This window comes from Pseudomonas paraeruginosa (assembly GCF_003025345.2).
In the GTDB taxonomy this organism is placed as follows: Bacteria; Pseudomonadota; Gammaproteobacteria; order Pseudomonadales; family Pseudomonadaceae; genus Pseudomonas; species Pseudomonas paraeruginosa.
Genome location: NZ_CP020560.1, coordinates 3,249,733 through 3,270,049 on the forward strand (window position 1 = coordinate 3,249,733; position 20,317 = coordinate 3,270,049).

The window sequence follows — 20,317 nt, forward strand, 5'->3', positions numbered from 1 at the left end:
ACTCGCCCTATCGGGGCCAACCGGGTCGTCCCCGGCCCGTTCCTTCGAACCTGTGTGGAGTCCATCCCATGAACGGAAGCAGATCCGCCTTTCTCTCTCTTCTCGCCGCCGGCGGCCTGGCGCTCACCCCGGCGGCCCAGGCCGACCAGGGCAACGACGTGGTCGCCCGCCTCAACCAGTTGTACAACGACACCCGCCAGGACTGCGGCGGACCGTCGAAGCCGGCGTTCCTCTGTTCCGGCGTGCTGTTCCGAGCCACCTGGCCGTCCACCGACTACATGTTCTACAGCGTCAGTCCGAAGAGCCAGAAAAGCGGTGGCGTCTCCGCCTCCTACCTGCGCAAGGACGCGAAATACCGCAAGCTCGCCTACGGGCTGAAGAGCGGTTTCATCTTCGACACCATCTTCGGCAACCCGAAGGATCACCAGGACTACGCGGTGCTCTGTTCCTTCCCCATCGACGCCGCCACCGACGATCGCGCCCAGCAAGGCTGCACCGACTCGCGGCGCACGCCGAACAGCGTCGAGAAGTTCTGCCAGGACATCAACGTCGGCACCGCCGAGCAGTGGGCGGCGAACTACCGGCAGAATCGCGGCGACCATTCCCGGCAGTGCTCCTTCGATGTCCGCGACGAGCGCAATGTCGCCGCCGGACCGGCGTTCTACCAGAGCATCCGGGCAATGGCGCAGATCGCCGACGAATCCTTCACCACCCAGAACGAACTGCGCCTGGCCAAGTGGGAGGAGAACCCGCCGAAGTCGCCGTCGATCCTCGCCGCGTTCTACACCGAGGACGCCGGCCTGGAAGGCGCGCGCCTCAACCAGATCCAGTGGTACCAGTCGGTCCAGGCGTTCCTGCCGATCATCAACATGAGACTGCCGCAGACCCGCCAGCAGGAGGCGCAGTTCGCCTACGACAGCCGCAAGCAGGCGATCTACCCGATCAGCGCGAAGAACGCCTGCCAACGCTACGTGGAAAGCGCCACCTGGGTGGAACGCGACGATCCCGGCTTCAGGAAGAAAATCATGACCCTGGAGGTGATCCCCACCGACTGCGGGCGCAGGATCCAGGACGACCAGACCAACAACTTCTTCAACGAACTGGTGGTCGACCACTACCTGGACAGCGCCTGGAAGGACAACCCGGACAACCGCGACAGCAACATCGGCAGCATGCGCCGGCAACTGGTCTGTCACTTCAACATCGCCCGCGACAAACCGGAGTGGAACCTGGAACCGTCGCGGCCGTATACCTCCAACGAAGACTCGATCGCCAAGGGCTGCAACAACACCTGAGGCCGCCCGGCGGGGGCGCCGCGGCGTCTCCGCCCGATATATGGCGCTTTGATATCACACGTTTTACCATGCTTTCCTTTCCACGCCGCCCTGGGAACGAACGCATGGCCTTCGACGCCGCCGACTATGTCCACCGCTACCACGCCAGCCTGGAATATGCTCCGGGCAATGAATACCCGCGCCTGAAAGCCTGGGAGTTCCTCTGGGAATACATCTGGGATTCCCGGCGTAGCTGGGACGACCTGGTCGCTCCCGAGCAGCTCGATACCACCGCACTGCACCTAGGCTTCTACCTGGCCAACTGGGGCATGTTCCATGGCTCGTCAGGCCTGTTGCAGAACAGCAATCTGGACCTGATGAAGGCCCTGGCCCGGCAGTTGTTCGGCGGCCCGGGGCCGGAGCTGTTCGAACTGTCGCTGGTGGACTTCGCCGCCAGCGCCCCACGCCTGGCGCGTAACCAGGAACTGCTGGAGACGGTGCTCGGCGCGATGGACACCCTCAGCAGCCGGGTCAGCTGGACCGACACCCTGAAAAGCAAGATCCTCCTCGGCGTCTGGGGCGAGTTCCCCGCCCTCGACCGCTACTACGTGGCCGCCTGTCGCGCGCTGTACCCGCGCCGCCCCCACCTGACCCGCGCCAGCGGCAAGACGCTGACCGCGCTGCACGGCCTGATCGGCGCGGAACGGCTGTCCTTCCCGCGCCTGGAAACCGCCCGCCAGGGACTGCTCTATCCCACCGGCCGCCTGGCCGACATGGCGTTCTTCCAGTACGGGTTGGAACACGCCTGAGTTTCCTCGTCGCCCGCGCCGGCAGGCGCCGCCGCCGGTCCGGGGGACTTGTGGGCCGCCCCTGGCTGCAAGTAGCATGAGACTCATTCTCAATTACAACAGCGACTCCCCCATGCCACCGGCCGACGCCTCCCTGCACGACGCTGTGAGCCATCTCTACCAGAACCACCACGGCTGGCTGCAAGGCTGGTTGCGGCGGCGCCTGGGCTGCGCGGAGAACGCCGCCGACCTGGCCCAGGACACCTTCGCCCGCCTGCTCGCCTCGCGCCGGGTGCTGGAGGCGCGCGAGCCACGGGCCTACCTGACCACCGTCGCCAAGGGTCTGATGATCAACTGGTTCCAGCGCCAGTCGCTGGAACGCGCCTATCTCGACACCCTGGCCACGCTACCCGAAGAACTGGCGCCGCCGCCGGAACAGCGTCTGATGGTGCTGGAGACCCTGCACGAGATCGACGCCCTGCTCGGCAGCCTGCCGGGCAAGGTGCGCCAGGCCTTTCTCCTGGCCCAGATCGAAGGCCTGAGGTACGAGGCCATCGCCGAACGCCTGGGAGTCTCCCTGGGCTCGGTGAAGCGCTACATGCAGCAGGCTTTCCGCCACTGCCTGGAGCTGATGGAGTGAGTATCGCGCTCGACGGCAGGATTCCCTCGCATATCCTCGACGAAGCCGCCGACTGGCTGGTGCGCCTGCAGGACAGCGCCTGCAGCGACGCCACCCGCCAGGCCTGCGCCCGCTGGCGCCAGCTAAGCCCGCAACACGCCCACGCCTGGGAGCGCGCCGAACGCCTGCTGCAACGCCTCGGCAGCCTGCCGCCTGCGCTGGCCCTGCCGACCCTCGGTCGCGAACGCGGGCTCGACCGGCGGCGCGCGATCAAGCACCTCGCCCTGGTCCTCGGCGGCGCCTCGCTGGGGCTCGCCACCTGGCGGGCCGAACCCTTGCGCGACTGGCTGGCCGACCAGCGCACCGGCGTGGGCGAACAGCGCCGCCTGGATCTGCCCGACGGCAGCCTGCTGACCCTGAACACCGACAGCGCCGTGGACCTGGCCTTCGACGCCAGCCAGCGCCTGGTACGCCTGCAGCGCGGCGAGATCCTCGTCGACAGCCGCGCCGAACCGCGCCCCTTCCGCGTCGCCACCGCCGAGGCGCGGCTGGCTGCCGGCGCCGCGCGCTTCAATGTGCGCCAGGAGCACGCCGCCACCCGGATCGCGGTTCTCGCCGGACGGGTCGAACTGCTTCCGCTGTACGGGCGCGGGCACTGGCTGGAAGCCGGCGAATCGGTGCGCCTGGGCAACGATGGCGAAGCGCGCCCGTTGGCCCGCGACGATATGCCGGACGCCTGGACCCGCGGCATGCTGATGGCCGACCGGATGCCGCTGGCCGAGTTGCTCGGCGAACTCGGCCGTTACCGTCGCGGCGTCCTGCGCTGTGATCCGCAACTGGCCAGGCTGGCGGTGTCGGGCGCCTATCCGCTGCTGGATCTGCGGCGCACGCTGGGCATGCTGCAGGCCACCTACCCGCTGAAGGTGCGCGGGGTGACCGACTACTGGATCACCCTGGTGCCGGCGTGAGCCCAGGGTGCGCCCCGCGCGAAGACCCCTGCCGGAGGGCGCATAGCGCCAAGTCCGACATGTCCAGCGACAGGCCGCTCCCACGAAAGAATCTTTCCACGACCTGAGACCTTTTCCCATCTCGGCTGGCAAGTAGAGGAATCCGTCCGACCCAAGGTCCGCAGAGACCACGAGGAACCCTGTACATGCCCGTACGCACGCTTCGCCCCCGTTCGCTGTCCCTGGCCATCCACGTCGCCGCCACGAGCCTGGCCCTCGCCGGCACGGTGCCCGTCCTGCACGCCGCCGAGGCACCCGTCGCCAGCGCGGCGCGCAGCTACGACATCGCCCCCGGCCCGCTGGGCCGTACCCTGTCGGCCTTCGCCAGCGAAAACGGCGTGTCCCTGGCCTTCGATCCGGCCCTCGCCGAGGGACGTCGCAACGCCGCCCTGCGCGGTCGCTACGCGCCGGTCGAGGCGCTGCACCGCCTGCTGCTGGGCAGCGGCCTGGAACTGCAACAGCGCGGCGACGGCAGCTACACCCTGGTGCCGGCGCCCACCGATGGCGCGCTGGAACTGCAATCCTCGCTGATCACCGCCCAGGCCGCCGGCGCCGAGACCCTGCCCGCCGAGTACACCGGCGGCCAGGTGGCGCGTGGCGCGCGCCTGGGCATGCTGGGCAACGTCGACGTGATGGACGCGCCGTTCAGCATCGTCAGCTACACCGCCAGGACCATCGACCAGCAGCAGGCGCGCAGCGTCGCCGACCTGCTGCAGGCCAACGATCCGTCGGTGCGGGTGGTCGGCGGGCGCGGCGACCTGGTGGACAGCTACACGATTCGCGGCTTCGCGGTGCAGAACGCCGATGTCGCCTTCAACGGCCTCTATGGTCTGCTGCCGTTCTGGCGGGTGCCGATCGAGTTCGCCGAACGCGTGGAAGTGCTCAAGGGGCCGAACGCCCTGCTCGGCGGGATTTCTCCCGGCGGCAGCGTCGGCGGCACCATCAACCTGGTGCCCAAGCGCGCCGACGACCAGCCGCTGACCCGCGTCAGCGTCGACTGGAGCCAGCGCAGTCAGCTCGGCACCCACCTCGACATCGGCCGTCGCTTCGGCGAGAACAACGCCTTCGGCGTGCGCTTCAATGGCGTCTACCGCAACGGCGACACCGCTGTCGACCATCAGAGCCGCGAGTTTCCCATGCTCTCCCTGGGCCTGGACTTCCGTGGCGAGCGCCTGCGCCTGTCCAGCGACCTGCTGTACCAGAAGGAGAGCCTGGAAGGCGTGGTGCGACCGCTGCTGCCCGGCCCGGGAACCACCCACATACCCCACGCGCCGGACTCGAAGACCCGCTTCGGCCTGCGCGACTCCTACCTGGACCAGGAGGACTACTCCATGGTCAACCGCGGCGAGTACGACCTCGCCGACAACCTGACGGCGTTCGCCAGCCTCGGCGGCCGCCAGAGCAACTACGAAACCGTCGCCGCCAACAGCATCCTCGACGGCAACCAGGGCGACATCGTCAACAGCCTGGCACGCCAGCGCGGCGACCGCCGCACCTATTCCGCCGAGGTCGGCCTGCGCGGCAACTTCGACACCGGCCCGCTCCGCCACGACTGGACGCTCAGCGCCAACCGCCTGCACGAACGGCTGGGCATGGTCTACGCCTTCACCGGGATGCAGCCGGGCAACCTCTACCAGACCTCGCCGCACACGCCGGTCCCGGACTTCTCCAGCCTCGACGGAAGCATCCCGAAGACCAACGAGACCGACCTCGGCGGCGTGGCGCTGGCCGACAGGCTGTCGTTGCTCGAGGATCGCGTGCAGGTCACCCTGGGCGTGCGCCGCCAGCAGATCGAATCGCGCAACTACGACCAGACCAGCGGCGCGCGCACCAGCCATGACAAGCGGCACGTGTGGACGCCGATGGCCAGCGTGCTGGTCAAGCCGCTGCAGGACCTGTCGCTGTACGCCAGCTACATCCAGGGCCTCAGCCAGGGCGAGGCGGCGCCGATGACCGCGGCCAACGCCGGCCAGGTGCTGGCGCCGTACAAGGCCGAGCAGTACGAGATCGGCGCCAAGTACGAGCTGGGCGGCTTCAGCACCACCCTGGCGCTGTTCGAGATCAGGAAACCGAACGCCTACACCGACGCCAGCAACGTCTTCCGCGCCGACGGCGAGCAACGCAACCGCGGCGTGGAGCTGAGCCTCTATGGCGAACCGCTGGACGGCGTGCGGGTGATGGCCGGCGCCACCTACATCAAGCCCGAGCAGAACAAGACCGGCGACCCCGCCAGCGAAGGCAGGGACGCGCCCGGCGTGGCCCGCCGCCAGGCCAACCTGGGGCTCAGCTGGGACACCCCGTTCGTCGACGGACTAACCCTCGACAGCCGCTGGATCTACACCGGCTCGGCCTACGTGGACAGCGCCAACGCCCTCGACGTGCCGCACTGGAACCGCGTCGACCTCGGCGCCGCCTACGCCTTCCAGGTCGCCGGCAAGCCGCTGGTGGCGCGCGCCAACCTGGAAAACGCGCTGGGCAAGGACTACTGGACCGCGGCCAACGGCTACCTGTCGATCAGCTCGCCGCGCACCCTTTCCCTGTCACTCACGGCGGACTTCTGAGTCCGCCCCGCCATGACCAGAAACCGCCGATGAGCCGCCAATGACCGCGAAAACCCTGCGCACCTGGTACCTGGTGCACAAATGGACCAGCCTGATCTCCACGATCTTCCTGCTGATGCTCTGCCTCACCGGCTTGCCGCTGATCTTCCACGAGGAGATCGAGCACTACTTCGAGCCGCATCCGCAGCTCGAACCGCTCACCGCCGAGTCGCCGCGCATCGACTACGACGACGTGATCGCCCGCGCCATGGCCGCCCGGCCGGGCGAGGTGGTGCGCTTCCTGGTATTCGAAAAGGACGACCCGCTGGGCCTGGTGATCACCGCGCCGACCCTGGTGCCGCCGCCGGAGAACGGCCACATGCAGCCGTTCGACGCGCGCACCGGAGAATTCTTCGACGCGCTGCCGCCGCCGGGCGGCTTCATGTACCTGATGCTGAAGCTGCACACCGACCTGTTCCTCGGCCTGCCCGGCTACCTGTTCCTCGGCCTGATGGGCCTGCTGCTGGTGGCCTCGCTGGTGTCCGGGGTGGTGGTCTACACGCCGTTCATGCGCAAGCTGGACTTCGCCACGGTACGCGCCGAACGCAGCCGTCGCCTGAAGTGGCTGGACCTGCACAACCTGCTGGGCATCGTCACCCTGTCCTGGGTACTGGTGGTCGGCGTGACCGGGGTGATCAACACCCTGGCCCTGCCGATCCTGATGCTCTGGCAAGGCGGGCAGCTGGCGGAAATGACCGCGCCCTACAAGGACGCGCCGCCGCTGCAGCGCCTCGGCTCGCTCGACGCGGCCCTGGCCACGGCACGCCGGGCGGCGCCGGACATGGAGGTCAGCTTCGTCGGCTTCCCCGGTACCCAGTTCAGCAGCCAGCATCACTATGCGGTGTTCATGCGCGGCAACACGCCGCTCACCGAGCGCCTGCTGAAGCCGGCACTGATCGACGCGCAGACCGGCGAACTCACCGACATGCGCGAGATGCCGCTGTACGTGAAGACGCTCCTGCTGTCGCAGCCGCTGCACTTCGGCGACTACGGCGGCATGCCGCTGAAGATCGTCTGGGCGCTGCTCGATCTCGTCAGCATCGTCATCCTCGCCAGCGGTCTCTACCTCTGGTTCGGCCGACGCAAGACGCCATTGGAGAAGCGCCTGGCGGAACTGCCGGACGGCAGCCTGGCGACGGAGGGCAAGGCATGAGGCGCGGTCTCTGGATGATCTTCCGCTGGCCCCTGCTGCTGGCCCTGCTCGGCCTCTTCGGGCTGCTCTCGGCGCTGCTCGGCGACGGTCTCTGCGACCTGCTCTCCTGGCTCGCCCTGGGCACTCCGCTGGTGCTGATCGGCTGGGTCTGGCTGCGCCTGCCGCGAACCCGAAGGAACCCCTGAATGACTGCCCCGCCGCCACCTGCCAGCACCCTGGACCTGCGTCCGCTGATGTTCGAGACCTTCGCCTGCACCCTGGCGGTGATGTCCTTCGTCGCCCTGGTCGGCCCGCTCGCCCGCAAGCTCGGCCTGGCGCCCTGGCAGGCCGGCGCCGCGGTGACCGCCGGCGGCATCGCCTGGATGCTCGCGGCGCGCCCCTGGGGCATCGCCAGCGACCGGCATGGGCGACGGCGGGTACTGCTCGGCGGGCTGGCCGGCTTCGCCCTCTCCTACGGCTCGCTCTGCCTGTTCATCGTGCTCGCCCTGCACTGGACGTTGCCGAGCCTGCTCGCCTTCGCCGGCATCGTTCTCCTGCGCGGCCTCGCCGGCGGTTTCTACGCCGCGGTGCCGGCCTGCACGGCGGCCCTGGTGGCCGATCACGTCGAGGCGCAACGACGCGCCGCGGCACTGGCCGGGCTCGGCGCGGCCAGCGGGGTGGGCATGGTGATCGGACCGGGGCTGGCCGGGCTGCTGGCGATTCACGGGCTGGTCCTGCCGTTGCTGCTCACCGCCGCGCTGCCCCTGGTCGCCCTGCTGGCGCTCTACCGCTGGCTGCCACGCGAGGAGCGCCGCCAGCCGAACCGCGGCCTCCCCCTGGCCCTCGGCGACCGCCGCCTGCGGCGGCCGCTGGCGCTGGGCTTCGTGGCGATGTTCAGCGTCACCGTGGCGCAGATCACCGTAGGCTTCTTCGCTCTCGACCGGCTGCGCCTGGAGTCCGCCGACGCCGCGCGGGTGGCCGGCATCGCCCTGACCGCCGTGGGCGTCGCGCTGATCCTGGCCCAGGTCCTGGTGCGCCACCTGGACTGGCCACCGTCGCGACTGATCCGGGCCGGCGGGCTGGTCGCCGCCATCGGCTTCGCCGCCGTGTGCTTCGCCGACTCGCCGCCACTGCTCTGGCTGGCCTTCTTCGTCGCCGCGGCGGGCATGGGTTGGCTGTTCCCGGCAGTCTCGGCGCTCAACGCCAATGCCGTGCGCGCCGAGGAACAGGGCGCCGCCGGCACCCTGGTGGCCGTACATGGCTTCGGCCTGATCAGCGGGCCGCTGCTCGGCGCGCTGCTCCACCAACTGGACAGCCGCGCCCCCTACGCGCTGGTCGGCCTGCTGCTGGCGCTGGCGGCGCTCTGGCCGAGCCAACCGACGCGCCCCGTGGAAACGAGGAGCGAAGCCCCATGACCGCTGTCGACCTGCTGCTGGTCGCGACCCTGCTGGCGGCCCTGCTCGCCTGGTGGATACCCGCCCTGCCCGGCCACCGTGGTCTGCTGGCGTTCGCCTCGACGCTGGCGCTCGGCGCCGGCCTGTACGCTGCATGGGACGACCGCTGGCAGGCCGCCGTCGGTGCCTTCGCCGGTTTCTCCCTGCTGCTCGGCACCTGTCTGCGCCGCAAGCCCGTGCGCGGCCTGCCGTTCCGGAGCGGTTCGCTGTACGGCCTGCTGGTGCTGCTGGCAATCGCCGCGCTGTACCTGTTCCCGGTCGCGCCGCTACCGGCGCCGAGCGGCCCCTATGCAGTCGGCGTGCGCGATTTCGAACTGGCCGACCCCAGCCGGCCCGGCCTGCTCGGCGCCCCGGCCGGGCAGCCGCGGCGCCTGCTGGTGCGCGCCTGGTACCCGGCGCGCCCGATCGTCGGCACCGCGCCACGCCACTACTTCGACCCGGACGAGGCGCGCAGCACCGCGCGGGGCTTCGGTGAAATACTCGGCTTTCCGCCGTTGCTCACCTACCTCAAGCACCTGCACACCCATTCCTATCCGGACGCCCCGTTGCGCGACGACTCCGCTCGCCTGCCGGTGGTGTTCTACAGCCATGGCTACAGCGCCTTCGCCGGCGGCAACTGGACCCTGATGGAAGAGCTGGCCAGCCACGGCTATGCCGTCTACGCGATCCAGCACAGCGGCGACGCGTCGCCGACCCGCCTGCCCGACGGTACGCTGCTGCCCATGGACCCCGGCCTGGTCGAACACCTGCGCCGGGCCGCCCACGACGGCCTGCCGCAGGCCATGCGCCAGGGCTATGTCAGCGACGATCTCGACCAGCGCCTCGACGGCCAGTTGCACACCGCCCTCGACCTGCCCGTCCCGGCCAACCGCGCCGTCAACCTCAGCGCGCCGGTATGGCTGGCCGACCGCCTGTTCGTCCATGACCGCCTGCAGGCCGGCGAGGTCCCGGACAGGGTCGCCGACCTGGTGGCCGCCAGCGACTTCGCGCATACCGGCGAGATGGGCATGTCCTTCGGCGGCTCGACCACCGGCGCGGTCTGCATGGTCGACCGACGCTGCGCGGCGGCGGTCAACCTCGACGGTGGCGACTTCGACTTCGCGCCCTTCGATAGCGATTTCCCGGCACCGCTGCTGATGCTGCACGCCGACCTTGGCAACTTCTACCGGCTGTTCGGCATCGAACCGCCGGCCCGCCCGAGAAGCTTCAACGACTTTTCCTACGAACGCTTCGAACACGCCGGCCAGCGCCAGGACATTCATCGCCTGGTACTGCGCGACTCGGCCCATGCCGGTCTTACCGACAATCCGCTGTTCATCCGCCGGCCGCTGCGCGACGGGCTGCTCGGCTCGGCCCCGACGGAAATCCTCATCCAGGCGCCCAACACCCTGGTGCTGGGTTTCTTCGATCACTACCTGCGCGGCCGCGCCAACGACTTTCCGCAAGCGCAGATGGCGCGTTTCTCCGGTTGGCTGACGCGCTATGACAACTCGGCGGTGCGCGACTGGTGGCTGGCCAAGCCGCAAACCCAGCGCCTGGCGCTGCGACAACGCATCGACGAAATGAAACGGCGCAAGACCGAGCTGGATCTTCCCTGACCACGGGTTACAGTGGGCGCCCCATCTGCGGAGCGCCGTCCATGCATATCCCGCCCGAGCTGATCATCCACCAGACCCGCCACTGGACGTTGAACCAGCGGATCGACTCGGCCCTGCCCGGCTACTGCATGCTCGGCTCGCGGCAACCGGCGACGGCCTTCCACCAGTTGCCGGAACAAGCCCTCGCCGAATTCGGGCCGCTGCTGGCCAGGGTCGAACGCGAAATGGACGCGCTGCTGCGGCCGCGACGCATCTATGTCGGTCGCTACGGCCATATGCCCGGCCTGCCGGTGCATTTCCACCTGATTCCACTGTACGACTGGGTCGAGGAACTGTTCTGGGAGGACACGCGCTACCGGACGCTCCAGCAGTTCGGCGTGCCGACCGCCGCCCCCCTTACCGATGGCGCCGAGCTGACCCTGTTCGTCTGGCGCGAATTCTGCGAACGCGCCGATCCGCCGGCCGTGCGCGGCATGGATCGGCAACAGGCGATCGCCGGATTGCGCCGAGCATTCGGCTACGGCGTCCAACCCCGAACATCGTCTGGGCCGGACTCCGAGCCCGCGCAAGGCGCATGACCGCATGCGGTTATCCACCGTGAAACGGATGGGTTCCAAGGCCGTGTGGGATGAATAACCGCGTGCGGTTACCCACCGTAAAACGGGTGAGCTTCGAGGCCGCGTAAGGCGAATAACCGCTTGCGGTTATCCGCCATGAAACGTCGGCGCAGCGGCGGATAACGCCGGTGGCGTTATTCGCTCTACGGCCCGACTCCGGGGCCGCGGGACGCATATCCGCCGTGAAACGCCGGCGCTACGGCATCGTCACGGTTGCAGGTAGCGGTGCCTCCAGCCTCCCTCGTCGCGGTCGTAGCGCAGGCGTTCGTGCAGGCGCTCGGTGCCGTTGCCCCAGAACTCCACCGACTCCAGGCACAGCTCGAACAGGCAATAGCCCGGCGGGCGCGGCAGCGGGCCGGCGGTTTCGGCCAGGCGGCGGGCCTCGGCGCGCAGGGCGTGGATGTCGGCGAGGGTCTGGCTCTGCCGCGAGGCGATGGACATCGGGTGGGTCTGGTACGGGCGGCTCAGCCACTGGGCGTCGGCGCGTGCGTCGGGCAGGCGTTCGGCGATGCCGTTGAGGATCACCTGCTGGCTGCTCTCGCGCCAGTACAGCACTCCCGAGGCCCAGGGGTTCTGCGCCAGTTCGCGGCCCTTCTGGCTGTCGGCGTGGGTGGCGAACACCACCCCGCGCTCGCCGAGTTCGGCGATCACCACGATCCGCGTCGATGGCCGGCCCTGCCCGTCGACCGTGGCCAGGGCCAGCGCCCGCGGCTCGCGCACGCCATAGCGGCGGGCGCGTTCCAGCCAGTTGCGCAGGACCTGCATGGGGTTCGCCGGCGGCGCCTCGAACTCCGGGAAGGCGGCTTCGATGGTCCCGGTGAGGGACTCGGAGATGTTCGGGTTCACGCCCATGGCGGCGCTCCTTTGCTCTGGGGGTTCACAGGTAGGCCCGGCCTTCGGCGAAGGCCGCGCCGTTGCCCGACACTTCCACCGCCGAGACCCGCTCGCCGGCGCCCTCGGCGCGCGCGTACATGCGCGACGGCCGGCCGATCTCGACGCCCTGGAGGATCTCGATCTGCTGCCCGTAGGGGATCTGCCGGTGGCGCGCCAGGTGGATCGCCAGCGGCCCGGCGGCGGAGCCGGTGGCGGCGTCCTCGACCACGCCGTAGGCCGGCGAGAACATGCGGCTGCGCCAGTGCCGCCCGGCGCCGGCGAAGCAGTTCACCGCCAGGTCCGGGAAGTCGCACAGGGCGCGGTGGTCGGGGTGCAGCGCGGACAGCGCGGCGACGCTCTCCAGGCCGACGAAGACGTGGCGCGGGCCGTTGCGGTAGACCTCGATGGGAAAGGTCGAGCCCTTCAGGCCGAGGGCGGCGAGCAGCTCGGCCGGGCGGCCGAAGTGCTCCCAGGTGGGGATCGGCTGCCGCATGCTGCAGGCCACCACCTTGCCGTCCTGGCGCTCCAGGGTGAAGGGCACGGTGCCCATCCTGGTCTCCAGGAACAGGCTGTCCTTGTCGGTCTCGGCGCCCAGGGCGATGGCGGTGCCCAGCAGCGGGTGGCCGGCGAACGGCAGTTCGTTGACCGGGGTGAAGATGCGGATGCGCGCGTCGCCGTCCTCTTGCGGGCGGAGCACGAAGGTGCTCTCCGACAGGTTCATCTCCCGCGCCATGCGCTGCATGCGCTCGCCGCTGAGGTCGTCGCAGTCGAAGAACACCGCCACCGGGTTGCCTTGCAGCGGTTCGCTGGCGAAGGCGTCTATCACGACATATCTGTGCATGGGGTCTCCTGGCTCAGGGCCGCCGCTCGACCAGCGCGTGGCGCAGCAGGTCGGCGATGATGCGCGGACCCTCGCGGGTCAGCACCGATTCGGGGTGGAATTGCATGGAGGCGAAGCGCGGCCCGCGCAGGGCATGGACCTCGCCGGTCTCGCGGTCGCGGCTGATCTCGATCGGGCCGACCTCGGGGATCTCGATGCGGTCCTGCAGGGCGCGCGCGGCGAAGGTGTTGTAGAAGCCGACGCGCTCGGCGGCGCCGAACAGGTCGATCTGTTTCTGCACGCCCTGGTTGGGCTCCTGCCGGCGTTGCAGGTCCAGGCCCAGGCACAGGCTCAGCACCTGGTGGCTCAGGCACACGGCGAGGAACGGCCGGCGCTCGCTGAGCAGCGAACGGATGGCCAGGTGCAGGTGGCCGATCTTCGGCTGGCCGACCTCGGTGGGGTTGCCCGGGCCGGGGCCCATGATCACCAGGTCGTAGCCGTCGAACGAGTACGGCTCCTGGAAGCCGCGCACGCTCACCGCCAGGCCCAGCGACTTGAGCTGCTTGGCGATCATCGAGGTGAAGGTGTCCTCGGCGTCGACGATCAGCACCTCGCGTCCGGAGAGGTCGGCCTGCAACTGCTGGCGCTCGCTGGCGCCGCGCAGCCAGAAGTCGGCGATCGGCGCGTTGCGGCTGGCCAGCGCCGCCACCACGTGCGGATGCGAGCCCAGGCGCTGCGGTGCCTGGCTCTTCAGCGCGGCGATCAGCCCGGAGGCCTTGGCGCGGCTTTCCGCGGCCTCGCCGCGGGGATCGGAGTGGCGCACGATGGTCGAGCCGACGCCGATGCGCAGGCGACCGTCGGCCTCGATCTCGGCGGTGCGGATCAGGATCGCCGAGTCCAGCGTGCGCCCGCCCTGGCCGTCGCCGCCGATCAGCGCCGCGACCCCGCTGTAGTAGCCGCGCCCCTGCGGCTCGTAGCGGCGGATCACCCGGCAGGCGCTTTCCAGCGGGCTGCCGGTGACGGTCGGGGCGAACAGCGTCTCGCGCAGGATCTCGCGCACGTCACGGTTGCTCTGGCCCTCGATGAAGTACTCGGTGTGCGCCAGGTGCGCCATCTCCTTGAGGTAGGGACCGAGCACCCGGCCGCCGTCCTCGCAGATCCGCGCCATCATCTTCAGTTCCTCGTCGACCACCATGTACAGCTCGTCGGCTTCCTTGCGGTTGTCGAGGAATTCCATGACCTCGGCCAGGTCCGGCCCGCTCGGCGGATAGCGGTAGGTGCCGCTGATCGGGTTCATCACCGCCAGGCCGTCGCGCACGCTGATGTGCCGCTCGGGCGAGGCGCCGACCAGGGTGCGTTCGCCGGTGTGGATGATGAAGGTCCAGTAGGCGCCCTTCTCGCGCAGCAGCAACTGGCGGAAGAAGCTCAGCGCGCTGGCCGTGGCGTAGCCGTCGATGCGCGCCTGGAAGCGCCGCTTGATCACGAAGTTGGCGCCTTCGCCGCGGCCGATCTCGTCGGCGATGACCCGCCGGACCACCTCGGCGTATTCCTCGTCGTCGAGGTCGAAGCCTTCCTCGTCCAGGGCCAGCGCCTGGTTCGGCAGCAGCGCCAGGGCCTGTTCCAGCGGCAGCAGCTCCTGCTCCAGGACCTTCAGCGCCAGCAGCGGCGCGCCGTCGTCGAGCGCCTCGAAGCCGCGCTCGGCGATCTGCCGGTAGGGAATCAGCGCCAGCAGGTCGTGGCGCGGCAGGCCGGCGCCGGGCTCGTCCAGCGGCAGCTCGGCCAGGCTGCGCAGCTCGTGCGCCTCGCCACGGATCACGTCGAGCAGGCCCGGGCCATTGCTTTCCGGACGGTAGAGCAAGGCGAACGGCGCCGGCCGCTCGAGCAGGCGTTGCAGCAGCGATGTGGGCAGGCCGTTCATGCGAGCACCTCGTCGGTGGTGACCACCATCGCGCAGCGGCTGGCAGCGTATTCCAGGGCCATGCGGTGGTGCGCCTCGCTGAAGTCGGCGATGGCGTCGGCCACCAGGAACGGCTGGATGTCGTTGGAGTAGGCGTCGACCGTGGAGATCAGCACCCCGACGTGGGCATACACGCCGCACAGCACCAGCTGGTCGCGGCCGGCGGCGCGCATGCGCTGCAACAGGTCGGAGTGGAAGAAGGCGCTGTAGCGCCACTTGGTCAGCAGCCAGTCGTCCGGCCCCGGCGCCAGCTCCTCGACCACCTCGCGGTCGGCGGGACTGGCGCGCATGCCCGGGCCCCAGAAGTCCTTGAGCAGGCCGCGCTGCTCCTCGGTCATGCTGCCCGGCTGGGCGGTGTAGGCGATCTGCACGCCCTGCCCGGCGCACCAGCGGCGCAGTCGCGCGGCGTTGGCCACCAGGTCGGCGCGCAGGCTCGCCGGCAGCGGGCGCAGGAAGTAGCGCTGCATGTCGTGCACCAGCAGCACCGCGCGCGCCGGCTCCAGGTTCCAGCGCGCCAGGTTGGCCGGCAGCTGGCCGGCGGTCGGCAAGGGATAGGCGAGGATTTCGGGAATGCCGCTCATGCCACGGTCTCCAGGGGGAAGGTTGCGCTCGGGCTCGCCTGCGCGCCGGACCAGGCCATCACCGCGCTGAGCGCCTGCCAGGGGTTGAGCCGCGGATCGCAGAGGCTGGTGTAGTGCCGGCCGACCTGGTGCAGGCCGCTGGAATCGGCGACGCACTCGGTGACGTCGTCCGGGGTGGTCTCCAGGTGCAGCCCGGCGGCCACCCCGCCGGAGCCGGAGACCGCCAGGCGGAACGCCGCCACCTCCTCGGCGATGCTGCGCACCAGGCGGGTCTTGTTGCCGCAGGGGGCGACGATGGTGTTGCCGTGCATCGGGTCGCTCAGCCAGATCACCGGGTGCCCGGCCGCGCGCACCGCCTCCACCAGCGGCGGCAGGCGCTCGCCGACCTTCTGCGCGCCCATCCGCGCGATCAGCGTCAGGCGCCCCGGCTCGCGGCGCGGATCGAGGCGCTCGCAGAGCGCCAGCAACTGCTCGCGGCCGATCTCCGGGCCGACCTTGCAGGCCACCGGGTTGAGCACCTCGGCCAGCAGCGCCACGTGGGCGCCGTCGACCTGGCGGGTGCGCTCGCCGATCCACGGCCAATGGGTCGAGCCGAGGTAGACCCGGCGCTGCTCGTCCTCGCGCAGCATCGCCAGCTCGTAGTCGAGCAGCAGCATCTCATGGCTGGTCCACACCGGCGAGGCGTTCGCCTCCTGCCCGGAAGCGGCGTCCCAGCCCAGGTGACGCATGACGTTGCGCGCCGCCGCGTAGCCCTTGAGGATCCGCTGCGGATCGGCCTGGCGCCGCTCGGCGCGAGCCTCGCGGCCGTTGACCATGTCGCCGCGGTAGACCGGCAGGGTCTGCCCGTCGACCTGCTCGTGCGGCTTGGAGCGCGGCTTGGCGTACTGCCCGGCGATGCGCCCGACGCGGATCACCGGGCGCTTGCCGGCCAGGCGCAGGGCGCCGGCCAGCAGTTCCAGCACCGCCGCCTTGCGCGCCACGTTCTCGGCATGGTGGTCGTCCATGTCCTCGGCGCAGTCGCCGCACTGCACCACCAGCGCCTCGCCGCGCGCCACCCGCGCCAGGGTCGCGCGCAGGGCCAGGATGTCGCCGGCGCGGATCAGCGCCGGGCTGCCGCGCAGGTACGCCTGCACCTCGCGCAGCCGCGACGCATCGCCCCACTCGGGTTGCTGCAGCGCTTCGCAGCGCCGTACGCGTTGCAATAGATCGTCCATAGTTCACCCCTTCCAGGATGGCCTCAGGTGGGAATGCCTTCGCGTTTGATCTGCGGCACCGGAATGCTCAGGGCGCGCAGTTGCTGGAAGACGTTCATGAACTCGCGGTTGCGCTTGATCTTGCCGTCGTCCAGCTCGAAGGAATGCAGGAAGTGATTCTCGTAGTAGCCCTCGGGATACCCGGGGAAGAGGATCTTGCCGTGGCCGTCGCACTCGACCCAGAAGTGGTTGGGATCGTCGGTCTCGAAGACCTGGATGTTGTACCACTCCCAGTCCGGGAAGCATTTCAGCGACCACACCGCGTGCTCGGCCAGCTTGTCCTTGCCGCGAATGACGATCGGTTCGCCGGTATCGGTGGTCCACAGGCCGCCGCAACCATCCTCGACGAAAAGTTCATGGCGGCGCAGGCGATCCTGGCCCTTGGTGTTCATATACTTGACTACCGTCTCGCGATTCTTCCTGCGTAACTCCACGGCGTCTTCGAAACCTTGGGGAATGGCATTATCGAGCATCGTCATATCTCCTCTTGAATTGGAATAATCATTAATCAGGCGGGAATGCCGTCACGTTTTATTTGCGGAACGGGTATTCCCAATGCACGCAATTTCTGCATCGGATTCATGAACTCGCGATTGCGTTTTATCCGGCCGTTCTCGAGTTCGAAGGAATGGATGTAGTGGTTCTCGCAATAGCCCTCCGGATACCCCGGGACCAGCGCCTTGCCACGCCCGTCGCACTCCACCCAGAGGTGGTTCGGATCCTCGGTCTCGAAGATCCGCACGTTGTGCCACTCCCAGTCGGGGAAGCAGCGCTCGAGCCACTCGGCGAGCCGCCTGAGGCTCTCATGGCCCCGGAAAACCAGGGGTTCGCCGCTTTCCGTGGTCCAGTTGCCGGCGCAGCCGTCTTCGACGAACAGGCTGTGTCGCTGCAAACGTTCGGCCCCCTTCATGCGCATGTAGCGCTCTACCGTGGCGCGGTTGCGCCGGCGCAACTCCAGGTTGTCGGTGAACCCTTTCAGCCGTTGGTACTCGCGCATGTTGCAAACCTCCGTCAGACGAATCGATAGGCTTCGATCCCGCAAAGAAGACATCGGAATGACAGGCCGGAGAAAAAACCATGTAACTTTTCCTGGGCAAAAGTCGCCCGCTTCGGAGTCTCTCCAAAGTTTCAACTAGTGCCGAATTGCCATGCCGATTATTTCGCCTGCAAACCAGATGTAACCAAATTTGACAGGGGACAAACTTATAAACGCTTTTTTGCAAGCCCCATAACCCCTTAAAAATTACAGGTGCCAGGCATAAATTCCGTTCTATTCTTTCGCCGTTTTGCCGTCCGCCGAGGGAAACCGCTTCCAGCGGGATCGCCAGGCAGGACGGAACGGGCGCGAGGCGGGCCCGGTTGGCCGGGGTGTGCTCGAAGGGAAGGCGTCGCTGCGACGCCGGGAAGCGGCAGCGGCCGTCTGGGGAGCGGCCGGGACGATCAGCGTGGCGGAAACCGCCGGGCGCGCCACGCCCCGGTCCGGTCGCAGGCCGCCCGGCTCAGTTGAGCAGGCCGATGGCGTAGGCCTTCATGGTGGCCTCCGCCTTGTTGCTGGAGTTGAGCTTGCGCATGGCGTTGACGATATGGAACTTCACCGTGCGCTGGTCGATGGAAAGAATCAGGCCGATCTCGCCGTAGGTCTTGCCGACCGCGGTCCATTTGAGCATCTCGGTTTCCCGGGCGGTCAGGCGCACGTTGCTTTCCGGGACGATGCGCGGCGCCAGCAGGTCGCCGAAGGTGGCCTGCAGCATGCTGGTGATCCAGAGCAGGAAGGATTCCTTCTCGAGGATCTCCGCGGCCGCGATGCTCTCGGCCGAGCGCACCAGGGAGAACATGCTGATCAGGCCGTACTTGCCGCGCACGGGAATCGACCAGCCGTGGCGGATGCCATGGTGCAGCGCCTCCTCCCAGAAGAAGCGGTTTTCCTGGAAGTCCTCGCCGTTCCAGATCAGCGGCATGTATTCCAGCAGACCATGGCGAACGATCGGATCGATGGACGTGTAGTCCTCGGAGATATATCTGCTTTTCCACTCCCCTGGATAATTCGACAGAAAATGATATTTGGGGGCGGTCAAGGGGAAAGGCGCCCTCGCACCGAATGAAAAGAATTCGAAACCATAATTCCCGCATATCTCGAGCGCCAGGGAAAAGAACTCTTCCTCGGTCGTTATTCTTGACAAAATCTCGAGATATCCCTCTCTCTCATCACGCATGCCAGCTTCACCAGTCCACAATCGATCCCGGCAGGATTCGGTTCTCGGTAATTGTTATTCTTTTCGGCTTCCGACTTATCCGCTCATGACACTTCCCTTTATCAATCAGGACACGCAAGTTCATATCGCGGCCGACCCGGTTGCAAAACTCGAGGCGACGCCCTGCCCGTCCATCCCGGACCGGGCGGCGGCGAAACGAACCTGAAGAGAGAATCCCGAAGAGTACGGACGCGGGGTTCCGCGCAAGGCCTGCGCGGCACTGGACGGGACGGCGCCCCGGGCGTTTGCGGGAGCCATTGAACGGCTCTCCGACGGGCCTCACGGTGGTCTTATTCATTCTTCTTCTCGCACGCTCCATCGTCGTCGGGACAAGCGCCCGCCAACAACCCACCCATGCGCAGCCTCGCTGGAACGGCATGCGTACGGGCACGAAATGGCAGCTACATGGTTCCCCCCTTATCTCCTCGCAGATACCTGCCCGGAAGGGCAGGTTGTCGCTGCATGCCTGTGACAATTTAATTCGACCAGGCATTTCGTTTTCCGTGCCGATGTTCACGGAGCGCATTCTGAGGCAATTAAGAAGAGCACTCCATTCGGCCATGGACAACGTATCCACGCCTGACCGAGATCGCTCCCCGTATATAGCGAAGCGATAACCGCAGCCTGCCGAGAAGTGCTTCGAACAATAAACAGGACGCTGGTATTTCGCCTCTACGAAGTTCCGCGCCGCGTCCGTCCCTGAAGGAAGAGGAGATAAACGAATGATCTATTACTTGATCGGAGTGGCGCTATTCATATTCATGCTGGAGCAACTGATCCCCGGCTGGAAGTTGCCCAAGGTGAGCACCTGGGTGGCCCGGGTGATCTTCCTCAACATCGTCCAGGTATCGATCGCCCTGCTCGCCGGCATCACCTGGAACAAATGGATGATGGGCCACAGCCTGCTGCACACCTCTGACGCCCTGCCGCCGCTGCTGGCCGGCTTCGCCGCCTACTTCGTCAACACCTTCGTCACCTACTGGTGGCATCGCGCGCGCCATGCCAACGACACGCTCTGGCGGCTGTTCCACCAGTTGCATCACGCGCCGCAACGCATCGAGGTATTCACCTCCTTCTACAAGCACCCCACCGAGATGGTCTTCAACTCGCTGCTGGGCAGCTTCGTCGCCTACGTGGTGATGGGCATCAGCATCGAGGCCGGCGCCTACTACATCATGTTCGCCGCGCTCGGCGAGATGTTCTACCACTCGAACCTGCGCACCCCGCACGTCCTCGGCTACCTGTTCCAGCGCCCGGAGATGCACCGCATCCACCACCAGCGCGACCGCCACGAGTGCAACTACAGCGACTTCCCGATCTGGGACATGTTGTTCGGCACCTACGAGAACCCCCGCCGCATCGACGAGCCGCAGGGCTTCGCCGGCGACAAGGAGCAGCAGTTCGTCGACATGCTGCTGTTCCGCGACGTGCACAGCCTTCCCGGAAAAACCGAGCCCGCTCCCGTCCTGGTCAAGCCCGACGTCAGGTGAAC

19 protein-coding genes are annotated in these 20,317 nt (G+C 68.0%); 11 read left to right on the forward strand and 8 right to left on the reverse strand.

Annotation, left to right across the window (positions count from 1 at the left end; all coding sequences use genetic code 11):
• Positions 1 to 68: 68 nt before the first annotated feature.
• The 10 genes from B7D75_RS15345 (at position 69) to B7D75_RS15390 (ending at position 11,050) form a co-directional block, all read left to right on the forward strand.
• Entirely contained in the window at positions 69 to 1,295 is a 1,227-nt protein-coding gene (locus tag B7D75_RS15345; protein ID WP_053817324.1) for a DUF2599 domain-containing protein, read from the forward strand.
• A 104-nt stretch (positions 1,296 to 1,399) separates the two neighbouring features.
• Entirely contained in the window at positions 1,400 to 2,083 is a 684-nt protein-coding gene (locus tag B7D75_RS15350; protein ID WP_107114190.1) for a hypothetical protein, read from the forward strand.
• A 112-nt stretch (positions 2,084 to 2,195) separates the two neighbouring features.
• Entirely contained in the window at positions 2,196 to 2,702 is a 507-nt protein-coding gene (locus tag B7D75_RS15355; RefSeq protein ID WP_034083017.1) for a sigma-70 family RNA polymerase sigma factor, read from the forward strand.
• Entirely contained in the window at positions 2,699 to 3,649 is a 951-nt protein-coding gene (locus B7D75_RS15360) for a FecR domain-containing protein (protein WP_012076095.1), read from the forward strand. Before B7D75_RS15355 ends, B7D75_RS15360 begins: the two co-directional genes overlap by 4 nt.
• A gap of 185 nt (positions 3,650 to 3,834) precedes the next feature.
• Positions 3,835 to 6,249: a TonB-dependent receptor gene (locus B7D75_RS15365; protein WP_058135027.1), complete on the forward strand. Its 2,415-nt coding sequence runs from the start codon at positions 3,835 to 3,837 to the stop codon at positions 6,247 to 6,249.
• Positions 6,250 to 6,289: 40 nt separating this feature from the next.
• Positions 6,290 to 7,441: a PepSY-associated TM helix domain-containing protein gene (locus tag B7D75_RS15370; protein ID WP_107114191.1), complete on the forward strand. Its 1,152-nt coding sequence runs from the start codon at positions 6,290 to 6,292 to the stop codon at positions 7,439 to 7,441.
• Complete coding sequence (locus B7D75_RS15375) at positions 7,438 to 7,626, forward strand: hypothetical protein (protein ID WP_012076097.1); 189 nt, start codon at positions 7,438 to 7,440, stop codon at positions 7,624 to 7,626. The genes B7D75_RS15370 and B7D75_RS15375 overlap by 4 nt, the downstream gene beginning before the upstream one ends.
• Positions 7,627 to 8,835 carry an MFS transporter gene (locus B7D75_RS15380; protein WP_107114192.1) on the forward strand — a complete coding sequence of 403 codons (1,209 nt, stop codon included), beginning with the start codon at positions 7,627 to 7,629 and terminating at the stop codon, positions 8,833 to 8,835.
• Positions 8,832 to 10,472: an alpha/beta hydrolase gene (locus B7D75_RS15385; protein ID WP_107114193.1), complete on the forward strand. Its 1,641-nt coding sequence runs from the start codon at positions 8,832 to 8,834 to the stop codon at positions 10,470 to 10,472. The genes B7D75_RS15380 and B7D75_RS15385 overlap by 4 nt, the downstream gene beginning before the upstream one ends.
• Before the next feature lie 41 nt (positions 10,473 to 10,513).
• Entirely contained in the window at positions 10,514 to 11,050 is a 537-nt protein-coding gene (locus tag B7D75_RS15390) for an HIT family protein (RefSeq protein WP_053817328.1), read from the forward strand.
• Positions 11,051 to 11,296: 246 nt separating this feature from the next.
• On the opposite strand, the gene phzG is transcribed toward B7D75_RS15390, so the two are convergent.
• The 8 genes from phzG to qscR all read right to left on the reverse strand — a co-directional run bounded on the left by phzG (position 11,297) and on the right by qscR (position 18,786).
• On the reverse strand, positions 11,297 to 11,941 hold the full coding sequence (gene phzG / locus B7D75_RS15395; protein ID WP_043104244.1) for a phenazine biosynthesis FMN-dependent oxidase PhzG: 645 nt from the start codon (positions 11,939 to 11,941) through the stop codon (positions 11,297 to 11,299).
• Positions 11,942 to 11,966: 25 nt separating this feature from the next.
• On the reverse strand, positions 11,967 to 12,803 hold the full coding sequence (phzF, locus tag B7D75_RS15400; protein ID WP_012074246.1) for a phenazine biosynthesis protein PhzF: 837 nt from the start codon (positions 12,801 to 12,803) through the stop codon (positions 11,967 to 11,969).
• Positions 12,804 to 12,816: 13 nt separating this feature from the next.
• Positions 12,817 to 14,700 (reverse strand): phenazine biosynthesis protein PhzE, encoded by a 1,884-nt coding sequence (gene phzE / locus B7D75_RS15405; protein ID WP_034082842.1) that lies wholly within the window; start codon positions 14,698 to 14,700, stop codon positions 12,817 to 12,819.
• Entirely contained in the window at positions 14,697 to 15,320 is a 624-nt protein-coding gene (phzD, locus tag B7D75_RS15410) for a phenazine biosynthesis protein PhzD (protein WP_003157855.1), read from the reverse strand. The genes phzE and phzD overlap by 4 nt, the downstream gene beginning before the upstream one ends.
• Positions 15,317 to 16,534 (reverse strand): phenazine biosynthesis protein PhzC, encoded by a 1,218-nt coding sequence (gene phzC, locus B7D75_RS15415; protein WP_107114194.1) that lies wholly within the window; start codon positions 16,532 to 16,534, stop codon positions 15,317 to 15,319. The genes phzD and phzC overlap by 4 nt, the downstream gene beginning before the upstream one ends.
• A 23-nt stretch (positions 16,535 to 16,557) precedes the next feature.
• Positions 16,558 to 17,046: a phenazine biosynthesis protein PhzB gene (phzB, locus tag B7D75_RS15420; RefSeq protein WP_012076100.1), complete on the reverse strand. Its 489-nt coding sequence runs from the start codon at positions 17,044 to 17,046 to the stop codon at positions 16,558 to 16,560.
• A 35-nt stretch (positions 17,047 to 17,081) separates the two neighbouring features.
• Positions 17,082 to 17,570 carry a phenazine biosynthesis protein PhzA gene (gene phzA, locus B7D75_RS15425; protein ID WP_003154207.1) on the reverse strand — a complete coding sequence of 163 codons (489 nt, stop codon included), beginning with the start codon at positions 17,568 to 17,570 and terminating at the stop codon, positions 17,082 to 17,084.
• Between the two features lie 502 nt (positions 17,571 to 18,072).
• Complete coding sequence (gene qscR / locus B7D75_RS15430; RefSeq protein ID WP_012076101.1) at positions 18,073 to 18,786, reverse strand: quorum-sensing transcriptional repressor QscR; 714 nt, start codon at positions 18,784 to 18,786, stop codon at positions 18,073 to 18,075.
• A gap of 761 nt (positions 18,787 to 19,547) precedes the next feature.
• Between qscR and B7D75_RS15435 the strand changes: the two genes are divergently transcribed.
• Positions 19,548 to 20,315 carry a sterol desaturase family protein gene (locus B7D75_RS15435; protein ID WP_034082682.1) on the forward strand — a complete coding sequence of 256 codons (768 nt, stop codon included), beginning with the start codon at positions 19,548 to 19,550 and terminating at the stop codon, positions 20,313 to 20,315.
• Positions 20,316 to 20,317: the final 2 nt, after the last annotated feature.

Coding starts and splice junctions, on each gene's coding strand:
- phzD (WP_003157855.1), bottom strand. CDS start 15,320: ATGAGCGGCATTCCCGAAATCCTCGCCTATCCCTTGCCGACCGCCGGC.
- B7D75_RS15350 (WP_107114190.1), top strand. CDS start 1,400: ATGGCCTTCGACGCCGCCGACTATGTCCACCGCTACCACGCCAGCCTG.
- phzF (WP_012074246.1), bottom strand. CDS start 12,803: ATGCACAGATATGTCGTGATAGACGCCTTCGCCAGCGAACCGCTGCAA.
- phzA (WP_003154207.1), bottom strand. CDS start 17,570: ATGCGCGAGTACCAACGGCTGAAAGGGTTCACCGACAACCTGGAGTTG.
- phzC (WP_107114194.1), bottom strand. CDS start 16,534: ATGGACGATCTATTGCAACGCGTACGGCGCTGCGAAGCGCTGCAGCAA.
- B7D75_RS15370 (WP_107114191.1), top strand. CDS start 6,290: ATGACCGCGAAAACCCTGCGCACCTGGTACCTGGTGCACAAATGGACC.
- B7D75_RS15380 (WP_107114192.1), top strand. CDS start 7,627: ATGACTGCCCCGCCGCCACCTGCCAGCACCCTGGACCTGCGTCCGCTG.
- phzG (WP_043104244.1), bottom strand. CDS start 11,941: ATGGGCGTGAACCCGAACATCTCCGAGTCCCTCACCGGGACCATCGAA.
- phzE (WP_034082842.1), bottom strand. CDS start 14,700: ATGAACGGCCTGCCCACATCGCTGCTGCAACGCCTGCTCGAGCGGCCG.
- B7D75_RS15375 (WP_012076097.1), top strand. CDS start 7,438: ATGAGGCGCGGTCTCTGGATGATCTTCCGCTGGCCCCTGCTGCTGGCC.
- B7D75_RS15355 (WP_034083017.1), top strand. CDS start 2,196: ATGCCACCGGCCGACGCCTCCCTGCACGACGCTGTGAGCCATCTCTAC.
- B7D75_RS15435 (WP_034082682.1), top strand. CDS start 19,548: ATGATCTATTACTTGATCGGAGTGGCGCTATTCATATTCATGCTGGAG.
- qscR (WP_012076101.1), bottom strand. CDS start 18,786: ATGCGTGATGAGAGAGAGGGATATCTCGAGATTTTGTCAAGAATAACG.
- B7D75_RS15345 (WP_053817324.1), top strand. CDS start 69: ATGAACGGAAGCAGATCCGCCTTTCTCTCTCTTCTCGCCGCCGGCGGC.
- B7D75_RS15385 (WP_107114193.1), top strand. CDS start 8,832: ATGACCGCTGTCGACCTGCTGCTGGTCGCGACCCTGCTGGCGGCCCTG.
- phzB (WP_012076100.1), bottom strand. CDS start 17,046: ATGCTCGATAATGCCATTCCCCAAGGTTTCGAAGACGCCGTGGAGTTA.
- B7D75_RS15390 (WP_053817328.1), top strand. CDS start 10,514: ATGCATATCCCGCCCGAGCTGATCATCCACCAGACCCGCCACTGGACG.
- B7D75_RS15365 (WP_058135027.1), top strand. CDS start 3,835: ATGCCCGTACGCACGCTTCGCCCCCGTTCGCTGTCCCTGGCCATCCAC.